General features: G+C 45.1%; 16 protein-coding genes, 2 tRNA genes and 3 rRNA genes. 17 read left to right on the forward strand and 4 right to left on the reverse strand.

Translation table 11 applies throughout. The features are described from left to right. Positions 1–359 precede the first annotated feature (359 nt). The 10 genes from E5Y90_RS00095 (at position 360) to E5Y90_RS00140 (ending at position 11,834) form a co-directional block, all read left to right on the forward strand. Positions 360–1,900 (forward strand): 16S ribosomal RNA (locus tag E5Y90_RS00095). A 59-nt stretch (positions 1,901–1,959) separates the two neighbouring features. Next, positions 1,960–2,036 (forward strand) — tRNA-Ile (locus E5Y90_RS00100). Positions 2,037–2,084: 48 nt separating this feature from the next. Beyond that, a tRNA-Ala gene (locus E5Y90_RS00105) sits at positions 2,085–2,160 on the forward strand. Positions 2,161–2,506: 346 nt separating this feature from the next. Next, positions 2,507–5,399, forward strand: a 23S ribosomal RNA gene (locus E5Y90_RS00110). A 190-nt stretch (positions 5,400–5,589) separates the two neighbouring features. Further along, a 5S ribosomal RNA gene (gene rrf / locus E5Y90_RS00115) occupies positions 5,590–5,704 on the forward strand. The 16S, 23S and 5S rRNA genes sit together here with 2 tRNA genes alongside, the layout of an rRNA operon. Positions 5,705–5,910: 206 nt before the next feature. After that, complete coding sequence (locus E5Y90_RS00120) at positions 5,911–7,161, forward strand: esterase-like activity of phytase family protein (protein WP_174659051.1); 1,251 nt, start codon at positions 5,911–5,913, stop codon at positions 7,159–7,161. Between the two features lie 305 nt (positions 7,162–7,466). Then, positions 7,467–8,828 carry an MFS transporter gene (locus tag E5Y90_RS00125; RefSeq protein WP_174659052.1) on the forward strand — a complete coding sequence of 454 codons (1,362 nt, stop codon included), beginning with the start codon at positions 7,467–7,469 and terminating at the stop codon, positions 8,826–8,828. 364 nt (positions 8,829–9,192) lie between these two features. Then, positions 9,193–10,542, forward strand: coding sequence for an aromatic acid/H+ symport family MFS transporter (locus E5Y90_RS00130; protein WP_174659053.1), 1,350 nt, complete (start codon positions 9,193–9,195; stop codon positions 10,540–10,542). Positions 10,543–10,620: 78 nt separating this feature from the next. After that, the gene (locus E5Y90_RS00135; protein WP_174659054.1) at positions 10,621–11,475 is read left to right on the forward strand and encodes a cell division protein; all 855 of its coding nucleotides are present in this window, start codon (positions 10,621–10,623) and stop codon (positions 11,473–11,475) included. Between the two features lie 35 nt (positions 11,476–11,510). Further along, entirely contained in the window at positions 11,511–11,834 is a 324-nt protein-coding gene (locus tag E5Y90_RS00140) for an ankyrin repeat domain-containing protein (protein WP_174659055.1), read from the forward strand. 45 nt (positions 11,835–11,879) lie between these two features. Here E5Y90_RS00140 and E5Y90_RS00145 read toward each other — a convergent pair whose 3' ends face one another. Continuing rightward, positions 11,880–12,431: a type 1 glutamine amidotransferase domain-containing protein gene (locus E5Y90_RS00145; RefSeq protein ID WP_151207143.1), complete on the reverse strand. Its 552-nt coding sequence runs from the start codon at positions 12,429–12,431 to the stop codon at positions 11,880–11,882. Between the two features lie 348 nt (positions 12,432–12,779). Continuing rightward, the gene (locus tag E5Y90_RS00150; RefSeq protein ID WP_174659056.1) at positions 12,780–13,490 is read right to left on the reverse strand and encodes a TIGR04219 family outer membrane beta-barrel protein; all 711 of its coding nucleotides are present in this window, start codon (positions 13,488–13,490) and stop codon (positions 12,780–12,782) included. A 130-nt stretch (positions 13,491–13,620) separates the two neighbouring features. Here E5Y90_RS00150 and E5Y90_RS00155 point away from each other — a divergent pair, with 130 nt between their 5' ends. The 5 genes from E5Y90_RS00155 (at position 13,621) to E5Y90_RS00175 (ending at position 19,482) form a co-directional block, all read left to right on the forward strand. Then, positions 13,621–15,069, forward strand: a complete 1,449-nt coding sequence (locus E5Y90_RS00155; protein WP_174659057.1) for an aldehyde dehydrogenase family protein — start codon at positions 13,621–13,623, stop codon at positions 15,067–15,069. A 586-nt stretch (positions 15,070–15,655) separates the two neighbouring features. Next, entirely contained in the window at positions 15,656–17,143 is a 1,488-nt protein-coding gene (locus tag E5Y90_RS00160; protein ID WP_151207149.1) for a sodium-dependent transporter, read from the forward strand. A gap of 1 nt (position 17,144) precedes the next feature. After that, on the forward strand, positions 17,145–17,291 hold the full coding sequence (locus tag E5Y90_RS00165; RefSeq protein ID WP_174659058.1) for a methionine/alanine import family NSS transporter small subunit: 147 nt from the start codon (positions 17,145–17,147) through the stop codon (positions 17,289–17,291). Between the two features lie 95 nt (positions 17,292–17,386). Then, positions 17,387–18,196: a zinc transporter ZupT gene (gene zupT / locus E5Y90_RS00170; RefSeq protein WP_151205235.1), complete on the forward strand. Its 810-nt coding sequence runs from the start codon at positions 17,387–17,389 to the stop codon at positions 18,194–18,196. A gap of 134 nt (positions 18,197–18,330) precedes the next feature. Continuing rightward, positions 18,331–19,482 carry an IS4-like element ISAbe18 family transposase gene (locus E5Y90_RS00175; RefSeq protein WP_096901158.1) on the forward strand — a complete coding sequence of 384 codons (1,152 nt, stop codon included), beginning with the start codon at positions 18,331–18,333 and terminating at the stop codon, positions 19,480–19,482. A 60-nt stretch (positions 19,483–19,542) separates the two neighbouring features. Here the strand turns inward: E5Y90_RS00175 and rsmB are convergent, their stop codons facing one another. Continuing rightward, positions 19,543–20,847 carry a 16S rRNA (cytosine(967)-C(5))-methyltransferase RsmB gene (gene rsmB, locus E5Y90_RS00180; protein ID WP_174659059.1) on the reverse strand — a complete coding sequence of 435 codons (1,305 nt, stop codon included), beginning with the start codon at positions 20,845–20,847 and terminating at the stop codon, positions 19,543–19,545. Continuing rightward, entirely contained in the window at positions 20,844–21,806 is a 963-nt protein-coding gene (fmt, locus tag E5Y90_RS00185; protein ID WP_151205486.1) for a methionyl-tRNA formyltransferase, read from the reverse strand. The genes rsmB and fmt overlap by 4 nt, the downstream gene beginning before the upstream one ends. 401 nt (positions 21,807–22,207) lie before the next feature. Between fmt and ilvD (E5Y90_RS00190) the strand changes: the two genes are divergently transcribed. Both ilvD (E5Y90_RS00190) and ilvD (E5Y90_RS00195) read left to right on the forward strand, forming a co-directional pair. Further along, positions 22,208–24,037: a dihydroxy-acid dehydratase gene (ilvD, locus tag E5Y90_RS00190; RefSeq protein WP_174659060.1), complete on the forward strand. Its 1,830-nt coding sequence runs from the start codon at positions 22,208–22,210 to the stop codon at positions 24,035–24,037. 358 nt (positions 24,038–24,395) lie between these two features. Next, on the forward strand, positions 24,396–26,081 hold the full coding sequence (gene ilvD, locus E5Y90_RS00195) for a dihydroxy-acid dehydratase (RefSeq protein WP_174659061.1): 1,686 nt from the start codon (positions 24,396–24,398) through the stop codon (positions 26,079–26,081). Positions 26,082–26,113: the final 32 nt, after the last annotated feature.

The raw sequence follows: 26,113 nt of genomic DNA on the forward strand, positions 1-26,113 counted from the left end.
CAGGAAAATGAACCAATTTGGTGCATAAAAATAAAACAGTCGTGAATCTTGTGAGTTAAAAGCACTTGCACGTGTAAGAAATTGCCCTATAATGAGCCCCATACCGACGAGATAGCCGGAACGAACGAAGCGCGAAGCGTTGAGTTGTTTGGGATTGTCGAAGTCCAGCATCTAATACTGACGAGGTATTAGAGAGATCATTAAGAGATTATGAAGAACAACTTGTGTGGATTTTTACTGGTTGATTGATCGAAATATTATCATTGATTGATTGGTTTAAATTACTCGAAGTTTATTTGAGAGAATTTGTCAGAAAATTGATGAGCCAAGATTGGTGTCCTTTAGGCACTACTGATTTTAAACTGAAGAGTTTGATCATGGCTCAGATTGAACGCTGGCGGCAGGCTTAACACATGCAAGTCGAGCGGGGCGAAGGTAGCTTGCTACTGGAACCTAGCGGCGGACGGGTGAGTAATACTTAGGAATCTGCCTATTAGTGGGGGACAACGTTCCGAAAGGAGCGCTAATACCGCATACGCCCTACGGGGGAAAGCAGGGGATCACTTGTGACCTTGCGCTAATAGATGAGCCTAAGTCAGATTAGCTAGTTGGTGGGGTAAAGGCCTACCAAGGCGACGATCTGTAACGGGTCTGAGAGGATGATCCGTCACACTGGGACTGAGACACGGCCCAGACTCCTACGGGAGGCAGCAGTGGGGAATATTGGACAATGGGGGGAACCCTGATCCAGCCATGCCGCGTGTGTGAAGAAGGCCTTTTGGTTGTAAAGCACTTTAAGCGAGGAGGAGAGTACCCTGGTTAATACCCAGGAGTGCTGGACGTTACTCGCAGAATAAGCACCGGCTAACTCTGTGCCAGCAGCCGCGGTAATACAGAGGGTGCGAGCGTTAATCGGATTTACTGGGCGTAAAGCGCGCGTAGGCGGCTCTTTAAGTCGGATGTGAAATCCCCGAGCTTAACTTGGGAATTGCATTCGATACTGGGGGGCTAGAGTATAGGAGAGGATGGTAGAATTCCAGGTGTAGCGGTGAAATGCGTAGAGATCTGGAGGAATACCGATGGCGAAGGCAGCCATCTGGCCTAATACTGACGCTGAGGTGCGAAAGCATGGGGAGCAAACAGGATTAGATACCCTGGTAGTCCATGCCGTAAACGATGTCTACTAGCCGTTGGGGCCTTTGAGGCTTTAGTGGCGCAGCTAACGCGATAAGTAGACCGCCTGGGGAGTACGGTCGCAAGACTAAAACTCAAATGAATTGACGGGGGCCCGCACAAGCGGTGGAGCATGTGGTTTAATTCGATGCAACGCGAAGAACCTTACCTGGCCTTGACATACAGAGAACTTTCCAGAGATGGATTGGTGCCTTCGGGAACTCTGATACAGGTGCTGCATGGCTGTCGTCAGCTCGTGTCGTGAGATGTTGGGTTAAGTCCCGCAACGAGCGCAACCCTTTTCCTTATTTGCCAGCACTTCGGGTGGGAACTTTAAGGATACTGCCAGTGACAAACTGGAGGAAGGCGGGGACGACGTCAAGTCATCATGGCCCTTACGGCCAGGGCTACACACGTGCTACAATGGTCGGTACAAAGGGTTGCTACACAGCGATGTGATGCTAATCTCAAAAAGCCGATCGTAGTCCGGATTGGAGTCTGCAACTCGACTCCATGAAGTCGGAATCGCTAGTAATCGCGGATCAGAATGCCGCGGTGAATACGTTCCCGGGCCTTGTACACACCGCCCGTCACACCATGGGAGTTTGTTGCACCAGAAGTGGATAGTCTAACCCTCGGGAGGACGTTCACCACGGTGTGGCCAATGACTGGGGTGAAGTCGTAACAAGGTAGCCGTAGGGGAACCTGCGGCTGGATCACCTCCTTAACGAAAGATTGACGATTGGTAAGAATCCACAACAAGTTGTTCTTCATTGATGTATCTGAGGGTCTGTAGCTCAGTTGGTTAGAGCACACGCTTGATAAGCGTGGGGTCACAAGTTCAAGTCTTGTCAGACCCACCATCTGCCATGAAACAGAAAATCAGAAACATTAAATCTAAATGATAAGCTGGGGACTTAGCTTAGTTGGTAGAGCGCCTGCTTTGCACGCAGGAGGTCAGGAGTTCGACTCTCCTAGTCTCCACCATAGATTATAGAGCTTAGTGAGTTTATACTTGTTAACCTCTGTGATTTATCACAGTTTCTAGACCTGACGAAGGCTAGAAAAATCATTAACAGCATATATTTGAGTTGAAATAATTTGTTCATACTCATAGATAGAACGAAAGTTAACAGTAATTTATTACCTGTTAATGACTGTCCTTGAAATGAGAACTAGCGAAATTAACTGAATCAAGCGTTTTGGTATATGAATCTAATTGAAGCTGTACAGTGCTTAAGTGCACAAACGCCAACTGTGTGATTGACTGAGAAACTGGTTAATCATGTTGCTCATCCTGCTTGTAGGGATGAACGACTGTTTGGGGTTGTATAGTCAAGTAATTAAGTGCATGTGGTGGATGCCTTGGCAGTCAGAGGCGATGAAAGACGTGATAGCCTGCGAAAAGCTCCGGGGAGGCGGCAAATATCCTGTGATCCGGAGATGTCTGAATGGGGAAACCCACTTACCATAAGGTAGGTATCAATAACTGAATACATAGGTTATTGAGGCGAACGCGGGGAAGTGAAACATCTCAGTACCCGTAGGAAAAGAAATCAATTGAGATTCCCTCAGTAGCGGCGAGCGAAAGGGGAAGAGCCCATTAAGTTATCTAAGTTTTAGTGGAATGCTCTGGGAAGTGCAACCATAGTGGGTGATAGTCCTGTACACGAAAGGGCTTAGATAATGATGTCGAGTAGGGCGAGGCACGTGAAACCTTGTCTGAATATGGGGGGACCATCCTCCAAGGCTAAATACTCCTGACTGACCGATAGTGAACCAGTACCGTGAGGGAAAGGCGAAAAGAACCCCTGTGAGGGGAGTGAAATAGATCCTGAAACCGCATGCATACAAGCAGTGGGAGCCGACTTGTTCGGTGACTGCGTACCTTTTGTATAATGGGTCAGCGACTTATATTCAGTAGCGAGGTTAACCGAATAGGGGAGCCGTAGAGAAATCGAGTCTTAATAGGGCGTTTTAGTTGCTGGGTATAGACCCGAAACCGGGTGATCTATCCATGAGCAGGTTGAAGGTTGGGTAACACTAACTGGAGGACCGAACCCACCGTCGTTGAAAAGCCGGGGGATGACTTGTGGATAGGGGTGAAAGGCTAATCAAACTCGGTGATAGCTGGTTCTCCCCGAAAGCTATTTAGGTAGCGCCTCGGACGAATACCATTGGGGGTAGAGCACTGTTTCGGCTAGGGGGTCATCCCGACTTACCAAACCGATGCAAACTCCGAATACCAATGAGTACTATCCGGGAGACAGACTGCGGGTGCTAACGTCCGTAGTCAAGAGGAAAACAATCCAGACCGCCAGCTAAGGTCCCTAAATCTATATTAAGTGGGAAACGATGTGGGAAGGCATAGACAGCTAGGAGGTTGGCTTAGAAGCAGCCACCCTTTAAAGAAAGCGTAATAGCTCACTAGTCGAGTCGGCCTGCGCGGAAGATGTAACGGGGCTAAAATATAGTACCGAAGCTGCGGATTTACGCTTATGCGTAAGTGGTAGGGGAGCGTTCTGTAAGCCGATGAAGGTGGATTGAGAAGTCTGCTGGAGGTATCAGAAGTGCGAATGCTGACGTGAGTAACGATAAAACGGGTGAAAAACCCGTTCGCTGAAAGACCAAGGGTTCCAGTCCAACGTTAATCGGGGCTGGGTGAGTCGACCCCTAAGGCGAGGCCGAGAGGCGTAGTCGATGGGAAATTGGTTAATATTCCAATACTTCTGTGTAATGCGATGAGAGGACGGAGTAAGTTAAGTCAGCCTGGCGTTGGTTGTCCAGGTGAAAGGTTGTAGGCATGCATCTTAGGCAAATCCGGGGTGCTCTATGCTGAGAACTGATAGCAAGCCAGTTTACTGGTGAAGTGGCTGATACTATGCTTCCAGGAAAAGTCTCTAAGCTTCAGTTACACAGGAATCGTACCCGAAACCGACACAGGTGGTCAGGTCGAGTAGACCAAAGCGCTTGAGAGAACTCTGCTGAAGGAACTAGGCAAAATGGTACCGTAACTTCGGGAGAAGGTACGCTGCCGGTGGTGATAGGACTTGCTCCTTGAGCTGCTGGCAGCCTCAGAAACCAGGCCGCTGCAACTGTTTATTAAAAACATAGCACTCTGCAAACACGAAAGTGGACGTATAGGGTGTGATGCCTGCCCGGTGCTGGAAGGTTAATTGATGGGGTTAGCGTAAGCGAAGCTCTTGATCGAAGCCCCAGTAAACGGCGGCCGTAACTATAACGGTCCTAAGGTAGCGAAATTCCTTGTCGGGTAAGTTCCGACCTGCACGAATGGCATAATGATGGCGGCGCTGTCTCCAGCAGAGGCTCAGTGAAATCGAATTCGCCGTGAAGATGCGGTGTACCCGCGGCTAGACGGAAAGACCCCGTGAACCTTTACTGCAGCTTGACATTGAACTTTGATCTTACCTGTGTAGGATAGGTGGGAGGCTTTGAAGTGGCGACGCCAGTTGCCATGGAGCCATCCTTGAAATACCACCCTGGTAATATTGAGGTTCTAACTCTGTCCCGTGATCCGGGACGAGGACCATGTCTGGTGGGTAGTTTGACTGGGGCGGTCTCCTCCTAAAGAGTAACGGAGGAGTACGAAGGTGCGCTCAGCGTGGTCGGAAATCACGCGTAGAGTATAAAGGCAAAAGCGCGCTTAACTGCGAGACCAACAAGTCGAGCAGGTACGAAAGTAGGTCTTAGTGATCCGGTGGTTCTGTATGGAAGGGCCATCGCTCAACGGATAAAAGGTACTCTGGGGATAACAGGCTGATACCGCCCAAGAGTTCATATCGACGGCGGTGTTTGGCACCTCGATGTCGGCTCATCTCATCCTGGGGCTGAAGCAGGTCCCAAGGGTATGGCTGTTCGCCATTTAAAGAGGTACGCGAGCTGGGTTTAGAACGTCGTGAGACAGTTCGGTCCCTATCTACCGTGGGCGTTGGAAATTTGAGAGGATCTGCTCCTAGTACGAGAGGACCAGAGTGGACGAACCTCTGGTGTACCGGTTGTCACGCCAGTGGCATCGCCGGGTAGCTATGTTCGGAAGGGATAACCGCTGAAAGCATCTAAGCGGGAAGCCTACCTCAAGATAAGATTTCCCCGAGACTTTATGTCTCCTAAAGAGCCGTTGAAGACTACGACGTTGATAGGCTGGATGTGGAAGTGTAGCGATACATGAAGCTGACCAGTACTAATTGCTCGTGAGGCTTGACTATACAACACCCAAACAGTTGTTGTATAAAGCACAATTGATTCGATATCCAGCAAAACAGCTTGATTCAGAAGCTCGTTAGTAAGACAATATTCAACTCAGATATCCCTGTTAATGTATTCTATTTGGTACCAAGTAAGGCAAACACTGCAAAAGCAGTCAGATAAGACCCGAACAAGTCCATAAACAGTTGTGCTGGCGACCATAGCAAGAGTGAACCACCTGATCCCTTCCCGAACTCAGAAGTGAAACCTCTTTGCGCTGATGGTAGTGTGGGGTTACCCATGTGAGAGTAAGTCATCGCCAGCTCATTATTCAAAATCCCCCTGCTAAAAAGCAGGGGGATTTCTTTTTTTATAAAAAGAAAAGAAATAAAATAAAAATCAGAACAACAGTTTGGATGTCCTGCTAGAAATTAAAAACTTCGCGAAAGCTTCATACAATTGCTGTCTGTTTGTCATTTAAAGCTGATTTAATCAGTTTTGACTATAAAAAATGACGAGATGAAGAGCCGTATGAGAAAAATTTCGCTGAGCGTGTTAAGTATTTGCATCTTGATGCTTTCTGCTTGTAAAGATTCAGATCATCACGACACAACTTTACCCGAGCAGACATTAACAGAACCTACCCTGATATCTTTTGCCAAGTTGGATGTAGAAACTTATGCAGAAGGTCCTGATTCTGGCCATGATGTTAAGGGAGCGAATGGAATTTTTCCTCCCTTTAAAGGTCAGCCTGTACAAGGTTTTTCGGCTGCCCTTAAAAATCCAGACGGTACTTACCTGGCGATGTCTGATAATGGTTTTGGTGCTCAAGATAATTCAGCAGATTATTTATTGCGTTTACATCATCTTTCAATTGATTTTAGAACTAAAGTTGGCGGGACAGCAGGGGTAAAACCTCTGGCTTATATCCAGCTACGTGATCCTAATCGTCTGATTCCTTTCGATATTGTTCACCAAAATACCCAAGAGCGCCTGTTAACAGGCGCTGATTTTGATCCAGAATCGATGCAACGTACTGTAAATGGAGATATTTGGATTGGAGATGAATTTGGTCCTTATTTACTGCATTTTAATGCTGAAGGCATCTTGCAAAGCCCCCCTATTGCTTTGCCACACCCTAGCAAACCCGGAATTGAACTCCGTTCTCCACAAAATCAGCTGAATAAAATGGGTCAAAATTATGTGACTCCGTTGGTACAACGCAGTGGCGGTTTTGAAGGGATGGCTATCTCTACTGATGGTCAATATCTCTATCCTCTACTGGAAAAACCGTTAATTGATGCGACTGAATCACAACTGATTATTTCCGAATTTGATATTCAGAAAAAAGCTTATACTGGAAAGGTCTATTATTTTGATCTTGATAGCAAAGCCACAGCAATTGGTGATTTTCAGCTATTTAATCAGTCAGAAGGCATTATTATTGAGCGGGATGATACTGAAAATAATCTGGGCGGTTATAAAAAATTAATCAAAATTAAGTTGAATCAACCTGGTGAAGCAGTTTCACGTATAGAGCGGGTCAATTTGATGGATCTTGCCAATCCGGACTTGTTATACGGACCTGTACGCGCAGGCGATATAGCTACTAATACTCGTTTTGGTTTCCCTTTCCAGACAATTGAAGATCTGATTATTGAAGGGCCGGACTTGCTTACTGTGCTGAATGATAATAATTTTCCTGGCTCTAGCGGACGTAACCGCAATCTGGCAGATGATAATGAAATTATCCAGATTCGTTTGGAAAAAGCTTTATATTAGGAATTGTTGAGCATTTTTAACAAATCCCTAGATGGATCCATCTGGGGATTTTTTTATACAAATTTTACAGAAAACCAGTTTATCACTTTGATAATACTTTATTTTATATGTGAATAATCACATATTTAGCTGAATTAATTAAATATTTTTATTTACAACTTTAGTGTTAAAAAGCCAGTAAAGTTAAAAAATGATCAATTTTGCAGTCGACAAAGTATAAATAATCATCCATTTTATATAAAAAGTGAATAACCATTCATTTTTTATACAATAAGTAAAAGCTCACAATTGGAGGTGAGGTAAAAATGTCAGCGATAATAAATGTAAATGCTGTAGTGGATGAAGCAAAGTTTAAACCTTTCCATTTAAAAATCGTATTGTGGTGTCTGTTTGTCGTTATTTTTGACGGTTATGACTTGGCAATTAATGGAGTTGCTTTACCTCTACTCATGCAAGAATGGAATATGACAGCGGTGCAAGCTGGCATGTTGGCGAGTACCGCACTGGCGGGAATGATGTTTGGGGCCATGCTGTTTGGGATGTTGGCAGATAAAATTGGCCGAAAAAATGTAATTCTGATTTGTGTGACTCTATTTAGTGGATTCACCTTTTGGGGCGGTTTCGCCTCAAGCCCAACCGAGTTTGGAGTTTTACGTTTTATTGCCGGTCTGGGTATTGGGGGAGTGTTGCCTAATCTGGTGGCTTTAACCTCAGAATACGCACCGCAAAAAAAGCGCAGTACCCTGGTGACCACCATGTTTAGTGGCTATGCGGTAGGTGGTATTATGGCGGCATTGCTCGGGGCTTGGTTAACACCAAGTTTTGGCTGGGAAATCATGTTTTATATTGCAGGTCTTCCTTTATTGATTTTGCCACTGTTATGGTTCTATCTACCTGAATCACTGACTTTTCTAGTGAAAAAACAGAAAAATGAAAAAGCCAGTAAAATTGTACAGCAGATTGTTCCTGAACAGGCGGTTACCGCAGATACTCAATTTGTACTGAATGAAGTCCACGCACCAGAAGCCTCTATTGCCGCCCTGTTTAAACAAGGTCGTAGCATGAGCACCTTACTGTTCTGGAGCTGCTTCTTTATGTGTTTGCTGATGGTATATGCGCTGGGCAGCTGGTTGCCAAAACTGATGATGGCCGCAGGCTATTCATTGGGTAATAGCTTGATGTTCCTGCTGGCGATGAATATCGGTGCGGTAATTGGTACGATTGGCGGAGGGATTCTAGCAGACCGTTTTCATCTGAAACCGGTTATTATCGGCATGTTCCTGCTGGGTGCGGTGTCTCTGGTGGGCCTCGGCTTTAATTCTCCACAAGTGGTAATTTATTTACTGGTGGCGGCCGCGGGTGCTTCTGCAATTGGCAGTAGTATTCTGCTATATAGTTTTGTGGCGCAATATTATCCTTTATCCATCCGTTCTACCGGCATTGGCTGTGCTTCTGCAGTCGGCCGCACTGGTGCCATTGTGGGACCAATCGTGATCGGTTTCTTGCTGGGCATGGAATTACCACACAAGATGAATTTCCTGGCTGTTGCAATCCCGGCCATTATTGGTGCAATTTCTGTTGCCCTGATTGTGCGTAAAGACCTGGCAGCAGAACATGATACAGAGACTGTGTTGGCAGCCAAAAAACTCAATTCGATTAAAACCTAGGCATTTTTTGCCAATTAAAATGAATTAAACTTTTAAAAAATTACAAAAGCCCCTTTCAATTAAGGGGCTTTTGTTTAAATTTTCTATAAAAATATAGGGCCAAAAAATAGTTAGCTTATGTTTAATTACTAAGCTGAGTTTAATTAAAATTATAATTAATTCATTATTCAATAATTTATCTTAATAAAAACGTGACATATCACGCAAATAAATGCCTTTTCCCAATTCATAGAAATATATCATTTAGTCTTATTGTGCCTGAAATCTGACTTCCGTATATTCCTCAGTCTTGAATCTTCAGTTGAATATTCAATTGAGTCTTCAAAAGGATATTATGGACAAGTACTCATGGGAGATGAGAACGATGACAACGGAAAAAGTGGATATTAGTTCTGTAGTCGATAATGCGAAATTTACGCCTTTTCACTTCAATGTAGTTGCTTGGTGCTTACTCATTATTTTGTTTGATGGCTATGATTTAGCAATTAATGGTGTGGTTTTACCATTATTGATGCAGGATTGGGGTCTAAGTGCTGTTCAAGCAGGTATGTTGGCCAGTACCGCACTTGCCGGGATGATGTTTGGTGCGATGATTTTTGGCTCCCTCGCGGATAAAATCGGTCGTAAAAAAGTCATCATGATTTGTATTGTATTATTTAGTGGTCTGACTTTTGCTGGGGGCTTTGCTTCAAATCCAACCGAATTCGGAATTTTACGCTTTCTTGCCGGTCTGGGCATTGGTGGGGTGATGCCTAACCTGGTGGCCTTAACTTCTGAATATGCGCCACAAAAAATGCGCAGTACCTTGGTGACCACCATGTTTAGTGGTTATGCCGTAGGTGGTGTGATGGCCGCCTTATTAGGTTCGTGGTTTACGCCAAGTTTTGGTTGGCAAATCATGTTCTTTATTGCTGGAGTCCCATTATTTTTATTACCGGTCATCTGGAAATTTTTGCCTGAATCACTCGCTTTTATGGTGAAAGAAAATAAGCAGCAGGAAGCACGTCGTATTGTACGTCGTTTGACGCCAGATGTTAGCGTAAATGAGCAAACTACGTTTACCCTGCCACAAGGGAATGTACCTGAACCTGCTAACGTGGTGAGCCTGTTCCGTCGTGGCCGTGCGGTCAATACGGTTTTGTTCTGGATTGCCTTCTTTAGCTGTTTACTCACCATGTATGCATTAAGCAGCTGGTTGCCGAAGCTGATGATGGCAGCAGGTTACTCGATGGATAACAGCCTGATGTTTATGATGGTCATGAACGTGGGTGCAGTCGTTGGTATTGTTGGTGGTGGTATTTTGGCTGACCGTTTCCATTTGAAACCGGTATTGATGTTCCTCGGTATGATGGGCGCGATTGTGATGAGCCTGATGGGTTTCCAGTCAAATCAGTTTTTGCTTTATATCTTGGTGTTTTTGGCAGGTGCAGCATCGATTGGTTCGCAAATGTTATTGTACAGCTATGTGGCGCAATTCTATCCATTAGCCGTACGTTCGACCGGTATTGGCTGGTCTTCTGCAATTGGCCGAATGGGGGCAATTGTCGGCCCGATCCTGATTGGTGGCTTGTTGGGTATGAATCTTCCTGCTCACTTCAACTTTATGGCAGTGGGTTTGCCGGTACTGATTACAGCAATTGCGGTTGCGTTGATCATGCATGAAAATGAAGCTGACAAGATTGGTTCAATTGAACCAGCAGTGTCTAAAGCTTAAAGCTAAGGATTAAATAACAAGCCTCCGAAAGGGGGCTTTTATATAATATTTAAAAAAAATTTATATTTGAAAATTACCATGAATGAAGAAAAACCAAATAGTAGAAATATTCCATTGCCTATACAACGAGAAGTTAGACAAAGATGTGGGTTTGGATGTGTTATCTGTGGAATGCCCTTATATGAATATGAACATATGGAAGAATGGGCTTTAGTTAAACGTCATGTTGCTGATGAAATAACTTTATTATGTGATCAGCATCATCGTGAGAAAACTAACGGATTATTACCAAAAGAAGTTGTAAGAGAAGCTAATGAAGAACCTTTCAATTTACGTGAAGGAGTATCTAAGCCTTATCTATTACATTTTTCCGGGGAGAAAGCAATTGTCGAAATAGGTGGAAATACTTTTAGTTGTGTGGATCAAGGATACGGTACAGCAATGGTACCTATCAGTGTAGATGGAACACCATTAATTGGATTGATATTAGCTGATGGACATTTTTTACTAAATCTAGTAATTTTTAATGAGTACAATTCACCAGTTCTTCATATTAAAAATAACCAATTAATTTTCAAACCCGTTGCTTGGGATATTCAATTAGTTGGTACTACTCTTACTGTACGGGAAAATCATCGAAAAATTTTGATAGAAATAGAGTTTTGCCCTCCTAATAAAGTGATTTTTAAAAGAGGAAGATTTCTTCGTAATGGAGTAGAAATTTTAGTCCGTCCTACTAATATTTTAATAACTAATAACAGTACGATTATTAAAGGTTGTAGTGCTGTAAATTGTTTTGGCGGTTTAATTATTGGCCATCATGAAAAACCAATAGGTGGTTTTTTTGCTATGGATGGGGTTAGTAGATATTTAGGTTCAAATAAAGAAGCGTTAAGATTTGAGAAAGAGTCTTTACAAAAAAGTGATGTATAGTAAGAACTCAGGTAATTTAGATTGAGCATAATTTTATGAAACTCAACTCATTCTCCCCAATCCCTGAAGATGACGACGAACTGCATCTTCCTGAACTGGTGTACTGGGCTTCCTTAGGTGACGTTGAACAGGTCGAGCAGGGTTTGCAAGAAGGTCTGAACGTGAATTCTGCCGATGAAGAAGGCTATAGCGCCTTACAGGCTGCCGCTGAAAATGATCATCTGGCTGTGGTCAAACTGCTGGTCAGTAAAGGTGCAGATCTGGCCCATCGTAGCCCTCATACTGCCTTGGAACTGGCCGAAATGGCAGGCAATAAAGAAGTGATTGCTTACCTGAAAAGTCTTACAGGCGGCATCTAAACATAAAAAGAACCTCAATCATGAGGTTCTTTTTATTTTAAGGATTTAAGCCGCTTCGCCTTCAAGTTCTTTCAAGATTGCTTCATTAAAGGCAGGAATATCATCTGGATTACGTGAAGTAATCAATACCCAATCACCGGTATTGCAACGATGAACCGGTTCATCGACCCATTTCCCGCCGGCATTTTCCAGATCCAGCTTAATGCTCTTATACGAGGTCAGATTCTTGTCTTTAATCCGCTGTGCATCAATCAATACCCATGGCCCATGACAGATTGCGGCAATCGGTTTGTGCTTGTCAGCAAAATGCTGAATGATGTTCTGGGCATCCTGATTGATTCTTAAGGTATCCGCATTCACTGTACCACCCGGAATTACCAGCAGGTCATAATCATCCAGATTGACGTGGTCGAAACTGGTATCCGGCGTATATTCGGTAGCAGCTTTGGTATCGCCTTTTACAGTTGCCACATCTTCATTTTTTTCTGCAGCATGAATCACTTCAAATCCTTTGGATTTGAGAAAGTTTAAAGGCTCGACCAGTTCATCATGTTCAATACCTTGATTTGAAGTAATAAAGAGGACCTTTTTTACCATGATCGCTGTTCCCAAAAAATGTGAGGATTTTCAGCTTAACAACAAGCCGATTCTTACAATGTGGGAGTTTTAGCTTGCAATTGTTAAGCAATGCTAAGTCAGGATATCGAGATAAAAAAAGCTACGACCTCCTGTCAGAGCTTTTTTTTGTGCTTCACTTTGAGGCATAACTCCTGTCCTACCTTACGTCCTGAGGTATTACATTATTCTTCTTGTTTTTAGGTATCTGAGCGTCCTGCTCTTTATAGGGGTAGAATAGCCTGCATTAAAAAATCGGTATAGAGGTTGATCATACTGCATGTTGTAAGCCTGAACTTACAAGGTTAAATCAGACCCGCATAGTCCTCTTTAGAAGTGTATATCCAGACCAACATAAGGCCCTTTAAACTCAAGTTTTAGATCAGGTGCCTGACTCTGCTCAGCGTCAATCTTCATGATCCGATAACCCGCTTTGGCACCGACATCAACCAGTAGATTATCAATAAAATTATATTGCACTTCAGCCTGCAAGTCAGTGAGCGAGGTATCGCTACCACGGCTTAATACAGCCTCTGCTTTGGCGCTGAGTCCGGTAAATGGCAGTTTCACTCCGGCCTGTCCATAAATCAGGGCTGCATAACCATCCGCTTCATAATCCGTCAAGTAAGGCGCATTGCGATGTTGAACGGTACCGTGCAGATTGCTAAGACCAAGGCCCAGATCTGCACTGACGATATTGTCGAGTATTTCGTAGTAGAGAATATAATCAATCCGGTCGAGCTGAATGTCCGCGGAAAGACCCGGAATATCTTCCTTACTTTGGCTGTCCAGATTAACGTATTTAATTTTAACATTCGGAATGATAGGTACTGGATGTTCTAAGGCCACAGACAGTTGTGCCGTACCCTGACGATCCAGCGCATGCTGATATTCTGGCACTGGATGACGGGTTGTATTTTCACTATAACCCTCAAAATTCCAGTAACTCAGATCAGCTTTCAGCCCCAGCACATCTGCATGACTGAATGTGGTCAGGCCACATCCGAGGAATAGGGCAGTTAATATTGTTATCTGCTTCATATTTTTCCTTATATTTTGTTTAAATTGAACGATGTCATTTACCGAAATACATATTCTTAATATCTGCATCTGGGTGCATCATATAGCTAATTTTAAAATTGTAATATATTTGGATGCGAAGGACAGAGCAATGGGATCTACAGCAGTACAGCCTTATAACGATTATCCCCTATATGTAGCCGGAAAACCGGTGGAGACAGGAGCATGGCTGGAAGTTAAACATAAATATAGTCAGGAACTTTATGCACGGGTTGCCCTGGCAGATGCCAAAACTTTGGAGCAGGCTATTCAGGCTGCTGCCGCGGCCGAAGCCGAGATGGCAGCGTTAAAACCTTTTCAAAAGCAGAATATCCTGTTGCATTGTGTGCAGCGTTTTAAAGAAATCCGTGAAGAGCTGACCACTATCCTGATTGCAGAAGGCGGTAAGCCTCGTAAAGCCGCCGCTGCGGAAGTTGAACGCCTGATTAATACCTTTCAGATTGCCGCAGATGCCGTCACCCAGATGGATCAGGGACGTATTTTACCGCTGGCCGTTACGGCAGCAGCCGCGGATTATCAGGGCATGGTCAAGCAGATGCCTATTGGCGCCGTTTCCCTGATCAGTCCGTTTAACTTCCCCCTGAATCTGACGGCACATAAGATTGCACCAGCAATTGCCGCGGGTTGTCCTTTTGTGTTGAAGCCAGCCAGCCTGACGCCAATTTCTGCCTTAAAAATTGCCGAGATTCTGGCTGAAACCGATTTACCGAAAAATGCCTTCTCGGTTTTGCCATGTCCACGTGATCTGGCCGATGTACTGGTCACTGATGACCGTTTCAAGCTGCTCAGTTTCACCGGTTCAGATGTGGTCGGCTGGGATATGAAAGCACGGGCAGGGCGTAAAAAAGTCACCTTGGAATTGGGTGGTAACGCAGCGGTGATGATTGAGCCAGATACTGAAATTACAGAAGCGTTGATTAATCGTTTGATTGCCGGTGCTTATGGTCATGCTGGACAAGTGTGTATCAGTGTGCAGCGCATTCTAGTGCATCAGGATATTTATAAGGATGTCCGGGACAAGCTGGTTCAGCAAGTCAAAAACCTGAAAGCAGCAGATCCTGATCTGGAAAGTACTTTGGCAGGTCCGATGATTAAAGCCACTGAAGCCCAGCGTTTACAGCGCTGGTTAGATAGCGCCGTTGCGCAAGGCACACGGGTACTGGCGGGCGGCGAATTGAATGGTGTGATGTTTGAACCGACCCTGCTTGAAAACGTTGACCGGCAGCTGGAAATTTATCGTGATGAAGTCTTTGGTCCGGTGGCCATTTTGGAAGCTTATGCTGACTTTAAATCCGGTATTGCCAGCATCAATAATAGCCGTTTTGGTTTGCAGGCCGGGGTCTATACCCAGAATCTGCAAAATATGCTCTATGCCTGGGATCATTTACAGGTCGGCGGCGTCATCATTAATGATATTCCTTCTTTCCGGGTAGATAACATGCCTTATGGCGGGGTGAAAGACTCCGGTCTGGGCCGGGAAGGGATTCAGTCGGCCATCCGGGATATGCAGGAAGAACGGATGCTGGTCATTAAAACCTAAGCGGATTGAAGTAATCAACTGAAGTCCACAATCGGCAAGCCGCAGATTGTGGAATTTTATTTTTAATTCAATAGCCATAAATTTGGAACGAGGAAAACATGCAAGCTTGATTAAAAAGCTTGGTCTATTGTCTTGCATGCAAAGTGATACGCTACTTTTTATTGGGAGGTTCTACGAATGGTTGAACTGCTAAGCAATTGACGGGGAAAAGGCTGGAAAAACCGGAGTAAAACTTACAAATCATGTGTTTCAAAATTTCTCACAATATCGAGTCAGTAAAATCAAGATCAGTTGGTCGAATTATTGAACGATTGACTAAGAATAGATTATAAAAGAAGAATATTTTGAGCAGAAATTACAGAAAAAAAGTGAAAAATTCAGTATTGTTAAAGCATCTAAAGGTCAGTGAACGCATCAGACTTTAAGCAAGCTGTACATTTTACTGACCTGTTTGCACATTAGAATACGATGCCCAAAAGGCACAACGCTAATTCAAACACCAAAAAATAATGGAAATGTTTCTTTTTTTGCTGATGAAATAATCATAACAAACAGCATGAAAAGGAATTTATAGTTTAGGTGTTTTATGACAGATTCTCGTGAAAACTGGTCCGCGCGATCAGGATTTATTATCGCAGCCGTAGGTTCTGCCGTGGGTTTGGGAAATATTTGGCGCTTTCCTTATGTGGCCTATGAAAATGGCGGCGGTGCATTTTTAATTCCTTACCTGATTGCTATTTTTGCCGCTGGTTTACCTTTATTGTACTTAGATTATGCCGTTGGCCATAAGTTCCGTAAGGCTCCACCAACTGCCTATAAGAAGCTCATGAACTCTGAAGCCTTGGGTTGGTGGCAAGTGATGGTGACCTTAGCCATTGGCCTCTATTATGCCAGTGTCTTGTCGTGGGCAGGCAGTTATATGTTCTATTCCATTGGCCAACAATGGGGAGCAGACACACAAGGATTCTTTTTTTCTACCTATTTGCAAAATGGTGAAGGCCTAGCCTTAGGTTTTGTGCCAACCTTATTTTTTGGACTGGTGATTGTGTGGGCCGTGGTGATGTTCATTTTATATGGCGGCGTTCGTCGCGGTGTAGAACTTGCCAATAAAATTTTTATGCCCTTGCTGGTGGTGTTATTTACCATTTTGGTCGTACAAGCGCTGCGTTTACCCGGCGCAACCACAGGTTTAAATGCCTTTTTTACCCCAAACTGGGAAGCGATGGCGAACTATAAAGTATGGCTAGCCGCATTTGGGCATATTTTCTTCTCACTTTCAGTGGGTTTCGGGATTATGCTGACCTATGCCTCCTATTTGAAGAAAAAAACCAATTTAACAGGTTCTGGTCTGGTGGTTGCATTAGCAAATTCATCCTTTGAGATTTTAGCCGGGATTGGGGTCTTTGCTGCATTAGGCTTTATGGCTTATAGCTCGGGTTTGCCAGTAGAAGAGGTGGTATCGGGAGGAATTGGCTTGGCCTTTATTGCCTTCCCTAAAATTATTTCGAGTATGGGCGCGGGAGGAGATCTGTTTGGATTCTTGTTCTTTGCCTCGTTAACCGTGGCGGGAATCACCTCCATGGTGAGTATCCTGCAAGTTCCTATTGCAGCCTTTCAGGATAAATTAGGATGGTCACGTAAGAAAGCGGTCACCATTATTGCAGGTGGTTCAGCGGTGGTGTCTACATTGATTTTCTCGACACACAGTGCAATTACCTTTGTCGATATTATCGACTACTTTGCCAATAACATTGGGATTGTCGGGGGCGGTGTACTTTCTATTATCCTGGTGTCCTGGTTCCATCGTCCATTAATGCAACAGTTACAAGCGCATGTTAACCAATACTCAAGCATTAAATTAGGCAAGGGCTGGAACTTTTTGCTGACAGTCATTACCCCATTATCCTTGTTGATCGCTTTGGGCTTAACCATCAAGTCCATTATTGCCAGTGGCTATGGGGATTATGCGACGCACATTTTATGGATTGTCGGTGGGGGTACCGTGGCCCTGTTTATGCTGGGCGCTATTGGCTTGAGCTATTTAAAAGATAGCACGACTGGGGAGGAGAACTAAGATGAATACTTCCGCAATATTTATGATGGCCATTTCAATGATCTTGCTTTGGGGAGGTTTGATTCTCGCCATGCTGCATTTGGCGAAGCACCCGGATGCAGAAGAGGATGATGTCCTGGACGAGGTCAAAGACCAGCACATACTTTAACTAAAAATCTGTTGATCTAGCCCAACAAACCATAAAAATGAAAGTCATTATCCCCTGTGATAATGACTTTCTTATTTTAGAAATGGAGCATTAAGATGCAGGCCATTTTACCCGACCAAGTCGGAATTGCATTTAGTCTGACGTTTCTTGCAGGTCTGGCGACTGTCGTGGGTGGAGGAATGGTGCTGTTCTTAAGACGTCCCAATTTCCGTGTTCTGGCGTTTGGCCTGGCCTTTGCGGCAGGGGCCATGATTTATGTTTCTCTCACCGAGATTTTGAATAAATCTATTCATTCTTTTAGTTTGGCCTTCGATGAAAAAACCGGTTTTGCCTTGGGTACGTTTGCTTTTCTGCTCGGCGTGATTTTGGTGTTAGTACTCGATCGTCTGATTCCGAACCCGCATGAAACTATGGAAACCCGGCAAGCGCAGGATGTCGGCCAGCCGCAGTTACTTAGAACCGGATTACTGACCCTGTTGGCGATTAGTGCGCATAATTTGCCAGAAGGGCTGGCGACTTTTTTTTCGACTCTGGAAAGCCCTGCACTGGGCGTACCTTTAGCCGTGGCCATTGCGATCCATAATATTCCCGAAGGCGTTGCAATTGCGCTACCTGTCTATCTGGCCACTGGTCGCAAAGATTATACCTTGCTGGCCAGTTTTGTCTCGGGATTGGCCGAACCTTTGGGAGCGGCATTGGGCTATTTTATTCTGGCACCGTATATGAACCAGACAATGTATGGCATGGTGTTCGGGATGATTGGGGGCGTAATGGTTTATCTGGCATTAGATGAACTCTTGCCTGCAGCCAAAAAGTTTTCCCAGGGTCATGAAACGGTCTATGGTCTGGTGAGTGGTATGGCGGCCTTGGCGACCAGTCTGGTCATCTTCAAATTTATTCAGTAGCTGTTAAAAAAACAGAATAAAAAAGGCAGCCTGAGCCCACTGCTGTCCCATAGTTTGCTTTAAATAAAAAAACCTGAGTCCTAACAGTTAAAATATGAGTGCAAACAAACACTTTAACGACCAGGATTCAGGTTTTGTCACATCAGAATACCGTATTTCATGAGCTAATTAAACCTGTTGTGCGACAGGATTTTGAACAACTTGCTAAAGTACACCATGTTGGACAGAAATTTAGAGCGGCTTCCCGGTGGGATCAGTTTATTGCCATATTGATGTCTCAATTCTCTTGTAGGCAAAGTCTGAGAGATATTCAATCCAATTTGGAGTGCCAACAGGAAAAGCTAAGTCATCTCGGAGCAAAGTCTATTCCCCGAAGCACGCTGGCACGAATCAATGAGCAGCAGCCTGCTACCTTGTATCAACAGCTATTTTACAAGTTGCTTAAATACTATGAACACTCAAAAGTAGCTCATAAATTTCGCTTTAAGAATCCCTTGTATTCCTTGGATGCCAGTCATATTGACCTGTCGCTTTCCTTATGTGAATGGGCCAAAGTTCACGACTCAAAAGCCAGCATGAAACTCAGTATAGGATTGAATCACAGCAATGATATTCCTGAGTTTGTTGCAGTTGAAAATGGCAAAGAAAATGACATGGTACAAGGCCGCAAATTCCAGTTTCCTGCTGGCAGCATTGTAGTTTTTGATAAAGGCTATGTCGATTACCAATGGTATGCAAATCTGACTGCTCAAAACATTGGATTTGTCACACGTTTTAGGCCTAAATCTGTGTATCAGGTGATCCAGCAACATCCAGTGCTTGAATCCAAAGGTATTCTAAAAGATGAAACCATTCAGCTGAATAGCGCACATGCCCTAAAAAGAAAAGCCCCAGTGTTAAGAAGAATTGAATATAGAGATCAGCAAAGTGGCAAGCACTTTAGCTTTCTCAGCAATAACTTTCATTTAGCCGCCTCCACCATTGCGGCGATTTATAAAGATCGTTGGAAAGTTGAGCTGTTCTTTAAGGCGATTAAGCAGAATCTCAAATTAAAAGCGTTTCTAGGCCGCAGCAGGAACGCAATTCAGACACAAATCTGGATTGCGATGATCGCCTATTTATTGGTGAGTTTCGCTCGACATTTAGGAAAAACAGGTTGGACAGTTCAACGTTTACTCAGAATAATTCAAGTGAATTTGTTTGAAAGAAGAACTTTAAAAGCTTTATTTTCACCCGATAAAATACCCATAAAACAAGAGGAAGCTCAAATGAGCTTCCTCTTGTGAAAAATTGTGGGACAGCAATGGCCTGAGCCACCCTTTTAGTCTAGTCTGCTTATTTATAAATTATGCCATTTTCTCAATACGACAATAGAAGAAGCCATCACCACGGCCTGCTTGTGGCAACAACTGGCGCCCATGAATCTGTTCAATGCCCCAATCGGCCTGGATTTTAATTTCTTTGGCATCAGTATGTTTGCTAAAGAACTCCACCATCTGCTGTTCATTTTCCGCTTTTAGAATTGAACAGGTGATATACAGCAGGGTGCCGCCAACTTTGAGCTGTTGCCACATATTTTCCAGAATCTGCTGTTGCAGTGCGACAGTCTGGCCAATATCAGTTGAATGACGCAGCAACCGGATGTCTGGATGGCGGCGCATCACGCCAATGGCAGAGCAGGGTGCATCCAGAACAATACAGTCCGGCTGTTCGGCTGCCTGCCAGCTAATCGCATCGGCAGCTTCAATCACCACATGCTCACCTTCCAATAAAAGGCGTTCCAGATTTTCGGTGACCCGAGTTAAGCGCTTGGCGTCCTGATCCAGAGCAATCAGTTTTCGAGGCTGATATTTTTCGAGGATATGTGCGGTTTTGCCCCCCGGTGCTGCACAGGCATCCACGACAAACTTGTTATCCAGATTCGGCAGTAAGGTAGCGCACAATTGGGCATGCTCATCTTGAACCGAAAAACCACCGACATCGAAGCCTGGCAAGTCAGGAATCTGGACTTGCGTATCCAGTACAATGCCGACCTGTGAAATGGTACAGGCATGCGCCGCAATATCATGCTCTTCCAGAATTTCTAAATAATCGTCACGACTGACTTGGCGTTCATTTACCCGTAAGGTGAGGGGAGCAAGCTGCTTGAGCTCATGGCTGAGTTCACTCAGCTGTTCCGGCCAGTCTTTCTTTAGACGTTTCAGCAGCCAGCTTGGCAGACCATGAGCTTGCTCGAGCGCCACCTGAAATTCTGATGTTTCACGTGAAACACGGCGCAGGATGGCATTCACCACACCACTCAAAGCCTGATAGCCGAGCTGCTTGACCGCCGTTACTGTTTCAGAAATTGCCGCATGTGGCGCAATCCGAGTTTGCAATAACTGATAAAGACCAACATAGAGGCAGGTCTCGACCGTATCATTATTGAGCGGTTTCACCAGCAAAGGCAGGGTAATACTTTTTAAGGCATACCATTGACGCAAAGTACCCAGAACCAGTTCATGGAACAGGGCGCGGTCACGCTCTGCCACTTTTTTCAGGTGCAGGGGGAGAACGGTTGCCAGAGATTGTCCCTGTTGTACCGCCAGTAAAGTACGTATCACTTGGGCACGCAAGTTCAGATGGGATGTACCTGTTTCAGAATAACTCATGCCAATGACTGTCCTACATGTAATTTTTGGGTCTGGTTAATTTGGACCGGATTAAGCGGTTTGCCTCCTGGCCATTGTAAGGCGCTCAGGCAGACGGCTTTTTCATCACCGCAGGCCACATGCACCCCTTGTTTGTCTATCGCCAGAATGGTGCCTGCCTTATGCCCTCGCGCATTGGCAGCAGACAGGGCCGATCCCCAAACGCGCAGATTATTATTTTCATCCAGTGGAATGTACGCCACTGGCCAAGGATTAAAGGCACGAATGTTACGGTCAATGCTGGCCGCAGTTTGAGTCCAGTCAATATGCGCCTCTGCCTTAGAGAGTTTATGTGCATATACTGTGAGTGCTTCATCCTGAACTTCGCGGGCGTTCAGATATTGCTGTAATTTTTCTTCAGATTCGAGTACGGCCACAATCGCCTCAGCGCCTTGAATCGCCAGTTTGTCATGTAATGTGGCTGAAGTATCTTCGGCTGTAATTGGACACCAGGTTTTATACATCATGTCACCCGTATCTAGTCCTGCTGCCATTTTCATAATGGTTACGCCAGTTTCTGTATCGCCGGTAGCAATAGCACGCTGAATCGGTGCTGCACCACGCCAGCGTGGCAATAACGAACCGTGAATATTCAGACAGCCATATTTCGGGGTATCGAGAACCACTTGTGGTAGAATCAGACCATAAGCCGCGACGACCATTACGTCAGCGTCCAGGGCTTTCAGTTCAGCCTGAGCCGCCAGTCCTTCTTCAGTCGAAGACTTGAAGTGTACAGGCTGATAGACCGGAAGTTGATGCTCCAATGCCAGCTGTTTGACTGCCGAAGCAGTTAACTTTTGCCCACGACCTGCTTTACGGTCTGGCTGGGTATACACCGCCATAATCTCGTGCTGGGTATTAATGAGGGCTTTTAACGCAACCGCTGCAAATTCTGGTGTGCCGGCAAAGATGATTTTCACGCATGAAATTCCAAAAAAACTTGAGCCTAGTATAAGCCAAAAGCCAAATTCCAGCCTAATCAATCGGCACACTTATCTGTTACAAGGCTTTATCCCGATGGATTTTTAGTGGATATTTATATAAAAATAAATCATGTAAATTTTAAAAATTATTCATGAAAGTTTTGTATTTAATACAGAGCCTTAGCGGTATAGTAGTTTTCAGCATGTCATCGTATATGCATTGAAACTTGCCAGTTGAGCATATTGCAGTAAGTCCTGTATTTTTAGCCAGTTTTTTAAATGAATCGCTAATTTATGATATGTTTAAAATTCGACTGATTTCATGCTCTTGATTAGTAAGATTTCGCCAGAGTGGATGAATTTTCCCACTCCTGCACAAACTTTGTTGGAATAACACCATGCCTGACTATCGTTCAAAAACATCAACACACGGAAGAAATATGGCTGGCGCACGTGGCTTATGGCGTGCGACCGGTATGAAAGACGAAGATTTTGGTAAACCGATTATTGCTGTGGTCAACTCATTCACGCAATTTGTACCCGGTCACGTTCATCTCAAAGATTTAGGTCAGTTGGTGGCGCGTCAAATTGAAGCATCAGGCGGTGTAGCCAAAGAATTCAATACCATTGCTGTGGATGACGGCATTGCGATGGGGCATGACGGCATGCTGTATTCCCTGCCTTCACGTGACCTGATTGCAGACTCGGTCGAATATATGGTGAATGCCCACTGTGCTGATGCCATGGTCTGTATTTCAAACTGTGACAAAATTACCCCGGGGATGTTGATGGCGGCAATGCGCCTGAATATTCCGGTGGTTTTTGTATCGGGGGGGCCAATGGAAGCGGGTAAAGTAAAAATCCGCGGCAATGAGAAAGCCATCGACTTGATCGACGCCATGATTGTGGCAGCAGATGACAGCTACACCGATGAAGAAGTCGCAGAATACGAACGCTCCGCCTGTCCAACCTGTGGTTCATGTTCAGGCATGTTTACAGCAAACTCGATGAACTGCTTGACTGAAGCCTTAGGCTTGTCACTGCCGGGGAATGGCTCGACGCTGGCAACCCATGCCAACCGTAAAAAACTCTTTGAACGTGCAGGTTCTTTAATTGTTGAACTGGCTAAACGTCATTATGAACAAGATGACTACAGCGTATTGCCACGCTCGATTGCCACCAAAGCCTCTTATGAAAATGCCATGACTTTAGACATTGCCATGGGGGGCTCCACCAATACCGTCCTGCATTTATTGGCTGCCGCGAACGAAGCTGGCGTTGATTTTACCATGAATGACATCGACCGCTTATCGCGTAAAGTACCGGTGCTGTGTAAAGTTGCCCCAGCGAAACAAGATGTGCATATGGAAGATGTGCACCGCGCCGGCGGTATCATGTCGATTCTAGGCGAGCTTGACCGTGCAGGTTTACTCGATACATCGGTTCCAACCGTGCATGAAGCAAGCCTCAAAGATGCGTTGGACAAATGGGACATCATCCGTACGGAAGATGAAGACGTGTATCAGTTCTTCCGTTCAGCACCGGGCGGTGTACCGACACAAACCGCATTCTCGCAAGACCGTTACTATTCACGTTTGGATGGTGACCGTGAAAATGGCGTGATCCGTAATGCTGAACATGCTTTCTCGAAAGACGGTGGTTTGGCGGTCCTGTACGGTAACATTGCACTGGATGGTTGTATCGTGAAAACCGCCGGTGTAGATGATTCTATCTTGAAATTTAACGGTACGGCACGCGTATTTGAAAGTCAGGATTCAGCAGTGGATGCGATTTTGGGGAACCAAATTAAAGCCGGTGATGTGGTCGTGATCCGCTATGAAGGGCCGCGCGGTGGCCCGGGTATGCAGGAAATGCTGTACCCAACCAGCTACCTGAAATCGAAAGGTCTGGGTAAAGACTGTGCATTGTTAACCGATGGTCGTTTCTCGGGCGGTTCATCCGGTCTTTCTATCGGTCACGTGTCTCCGGAAGCCGCCGAGGGCGGCGCTATTGGTCTGGTAGAAGATGGCGACCGTATCGAAATCGATATTCCAAACCGTACCATTTACCTGGCAGTCGATGAGGCAACCATGATTGCCCGCCGTGCAGCGCAGGAAGCCAAAGGCTGGCATCCGGTAGAAGAACGCCCACGTAAAATTTCAAAAGCACTGAAAGCCTATGCCATGCATACCACCAGTGCGGCAAAAGGTGCGGTACGTGAAATCTAAGCTGTAATTTTTACAGTACAAAAAGCACTCCAGAGGGGGTGCTTTTTTATGGCTTTGAAAAACTTCACTGCTTCAAATGGATTCAAAAGTTCTTATGATCTTTGTGCAGGCAGAGTTTTACTGTTGTAAGATCAAAACTAACAAAAATCTTTTGTTTTGCTGATGCTCCATCCCTGTAGCACAGCAAAACAGCGACATCCATGTCGCTCGGTCATGTGATTAAAGCATTTTAAGAGTTAATCAAAATATTTTTCTGCAAGGTAATTTCTTTTATATATCGTATGCCTTCTATACAATGAGCTTAGAATAAATTGCCAAAGACTGAAGCTAAAAATCGGTCATCGCCAAGGAAAAAATAATGAGTAAAGACAATATCCGCGAACATTCAGCCCCCGTTTACGATGGTATAGAAAATGCCCCGGCACGTTCCATGATGCGGGCAACCGGTTTTAAAGATGCAGATTTTAAGCGTCCATTTATTGGTATTGCCTCGACTTGGGCCAATGTCACACCCTGCAATATGCATATTGACAGGCTGGCCCGTGAAGTTGAAAAAGGGGTGAATTTTGCCAATGGCAAAGGCATTATCTTTAATACCATTACTATCTCTGATGGAATTTCGAATGGGACTGAAGGGATGAAATACTCCTTGGTCTCACGCGAAATTATTGCTGACTCCATTGAAGCGGTGGTCGGTTGTCAGGCCTATGATGGCGTGATTGCTATTGGTGGCTGCGACAAGAATATGCCGGGTTGTATTATGGGACTGGCCCGTTTAAATCGTCCCGGCCTGTTTATTTATGGCGGGACCATTAAACCGGGAGCTGGGCATACTGACATGATTTCGGTGTTTGAAGCAGTAGGACAATATGCCAAGGGGGAGATTAACGAAATTCAGGTCAAGCAGATTGAAGAGGTGGCTCTGCCGGGGCCGGGATCTTGTGGAGGAATGTATACTGCTAATTCGATGGCCTCTGCCATTGAAGCTTTAGGCATGAGCTTGCCGGGCTCATCGGCACAGGAAGCCGTTTCCGAAGAGAAAAAAATTGACTGTATGCGTGCGGGTGAGGCGGTCATGAACTTGTTACGCCTAGACCTTAAACCGCGTGACATCATGACCAAAGCCGCCTTTGAAAATGCCATTAAAGTACTGATTGCACTGGGTGGATCGACCAATGGGGTGCTACATTTACTGGCGATGGCCCATAGCGCAGGTGTAGCGCTGTCATTGGATGATTTCGTGCGGATTGGTAAAGATATTCCTGTGGTGGCCGATGTACGGCCATCCGGAAAATACCTCATGTCAGAACTGATCGCCATTGGCGGTATTCAACCGCTGATGAAACGTATGCTGAATGCCGGTATGCTGGAGGGTTCTTGCCTGACCGTAACGGGTAAAACCTTGGCAGAAAACCTGGCGGATGTCGCAGACTATCCACCAGGGCAACAGATTATCCTGCCATTTGATGCGCCGATTAAAAAAGATTCGCATCTGGTGGTTCTAAAAGGCAATTTGTCTCCTACAGGAGCGGTGGCCAAAATCACCGGCAAGGAGGGGCTGTATTTTGAGGGCCCGGCGCGGGTGTTTGAAGGAGAAATCGGTGCCATGCGTGGGATTTTAGATGGCGAAGTCAAGCCCGGTGAAGTGGTGGTAATTCGTGGTGAAGGCCCGAAAGGCGGTCCGGGCATGCCTGAAATGCTCAAACCGACCTCGGCCATTATTGGCAAAGGACTGGGCAACTCAGTGGCTTTAATTACCGATGGCCGTTTTTCCGGCGGCAGTCATGGTTTTGTGATTGGTCATGTGACGCCAGAAGCTTATGAAGGCGGCCCGATCGGACTGGTTAAAAATGGCGATAAAATCTCGATCAATGCCGAAACCCGTGAAATGACCCTGCATATTTCCGATGAAGAACTGGCAGTACGCCGTGCCGCCTGGGTCAAACCTGCACCCCATTATCGCTCTGGTGCTTTGGCAAAGTTTGCCAAATTGACCACCGGTGCTGAAAAAGGGGCAGTCACTGACCTCAATCTCGAGGTCTAATTCATTGTTAAATATTGAACATTTGTTCATGA

Source organism: Acinetobacter sp. 10FS3-1, from assembly GCF_013343215.1.
GTDB lineage: Bacteria > Pseudomonadota > Gammaproteobacteria > Pseudomonadales > Moraxellaceae > Acinetobacter > Acinetobacter lwoffii_C.

Bases quoted from the DNA above. Each gene is read 5' to 3' on its own strand.
- E5Y90_RS00155 (WP_174659057.1), top strand. From the start codon at position 13,621: ATGGGATCTACAGCAGTACAGCCTTATAACGATTATCCCCTATATGTA.
- E5Y90_RS00120 (WP_174659051.1), top strand. From the start codon at position 5,911: ATGAGAAAAATTTCGCTGAGCGTGTTAAGTATTTGCATCTTGATGCTT.
- E5Y90_RS00135 (WP_174659054.1), top strand. From the start codon at position 10,621: ATGAATGAAGAAAAACCAAATAGTAGAAATATTCCATTGCCTATACAA.
- E5Y90_RS00140 (WP_174659055.1), top strand. From the start codon at position 11,511: ATGAAACTCAACTCATTCTCCCCAATCCCTGAAGATGACGACGAACTG.
- E5Y90_RS00130 (WP_174659053.1), top strand. From the start codon at position 9,193: ATGACAACGGAAAAAGTGGATATTAGTTCTGTAGTCGATAATGCGAAA.
- E5Y90_RS00150 (WP_174659056.1), bottom strand. From the start codon at position 13,490: ATGAAGCAGATAACAATATTAACTGCCCTATTCCTCGGATGTGGCCTG.
- E5Y90_RS00160 (WP_151207149.1), top strand. From the start codon at position 15,656: ATGACAGATTCTCGTGAAAACTGGTCCGCGCGATCAGGATTTATTATC.
- E5Y90_RS00145 (WP_151207143.1), bottom strand. From the start codon at position 12,431: ATGGTAAAAAAGGTCCTCTTTATTACTTCAAATCAAGGTATTGAACAT.
- ilvD (WP_174659060.1), top strand. From the start codon at position 22,208: ATGCCTGACTATCGTTCAAAAACATCAACACACGGAAGAAATATGGCT.
- E5Y90_RS00125 (WP_174659052.1), top strand. From the start codon at position 7,467: ATGTCAGCGATAATAAATGTAAATGCTGTAGTGGATGAAGCAAAGTTT.
- E5Y90_RS00165 (WP_174659058.1), top strand. From the start codon at position 17,145: ATGAATACTTCCGCAATATTTATGATGGCCATTTCAATGATCTTGCTT.
- rsmB (WP_174659059.1), bottom strand. From the start codon at position 20,847: ATGAGTTATTCTGAAACAGGTACATCCCATCTGAACTTGCGTGCCCAA.
- zupT (WP_151205235.1), top strand. From the start codon at position 17,387: ATGCAGGCCATTTTACCCGACCAAGTCGGAATTGCATTTAGTCTGACG.
- ilvD (WP_174659061.1), top strand. From the start codon at position 24,396: ATGAGTAAAGACAATATCCGCGAACATTCAGCCCCCGTTTACGATGGT.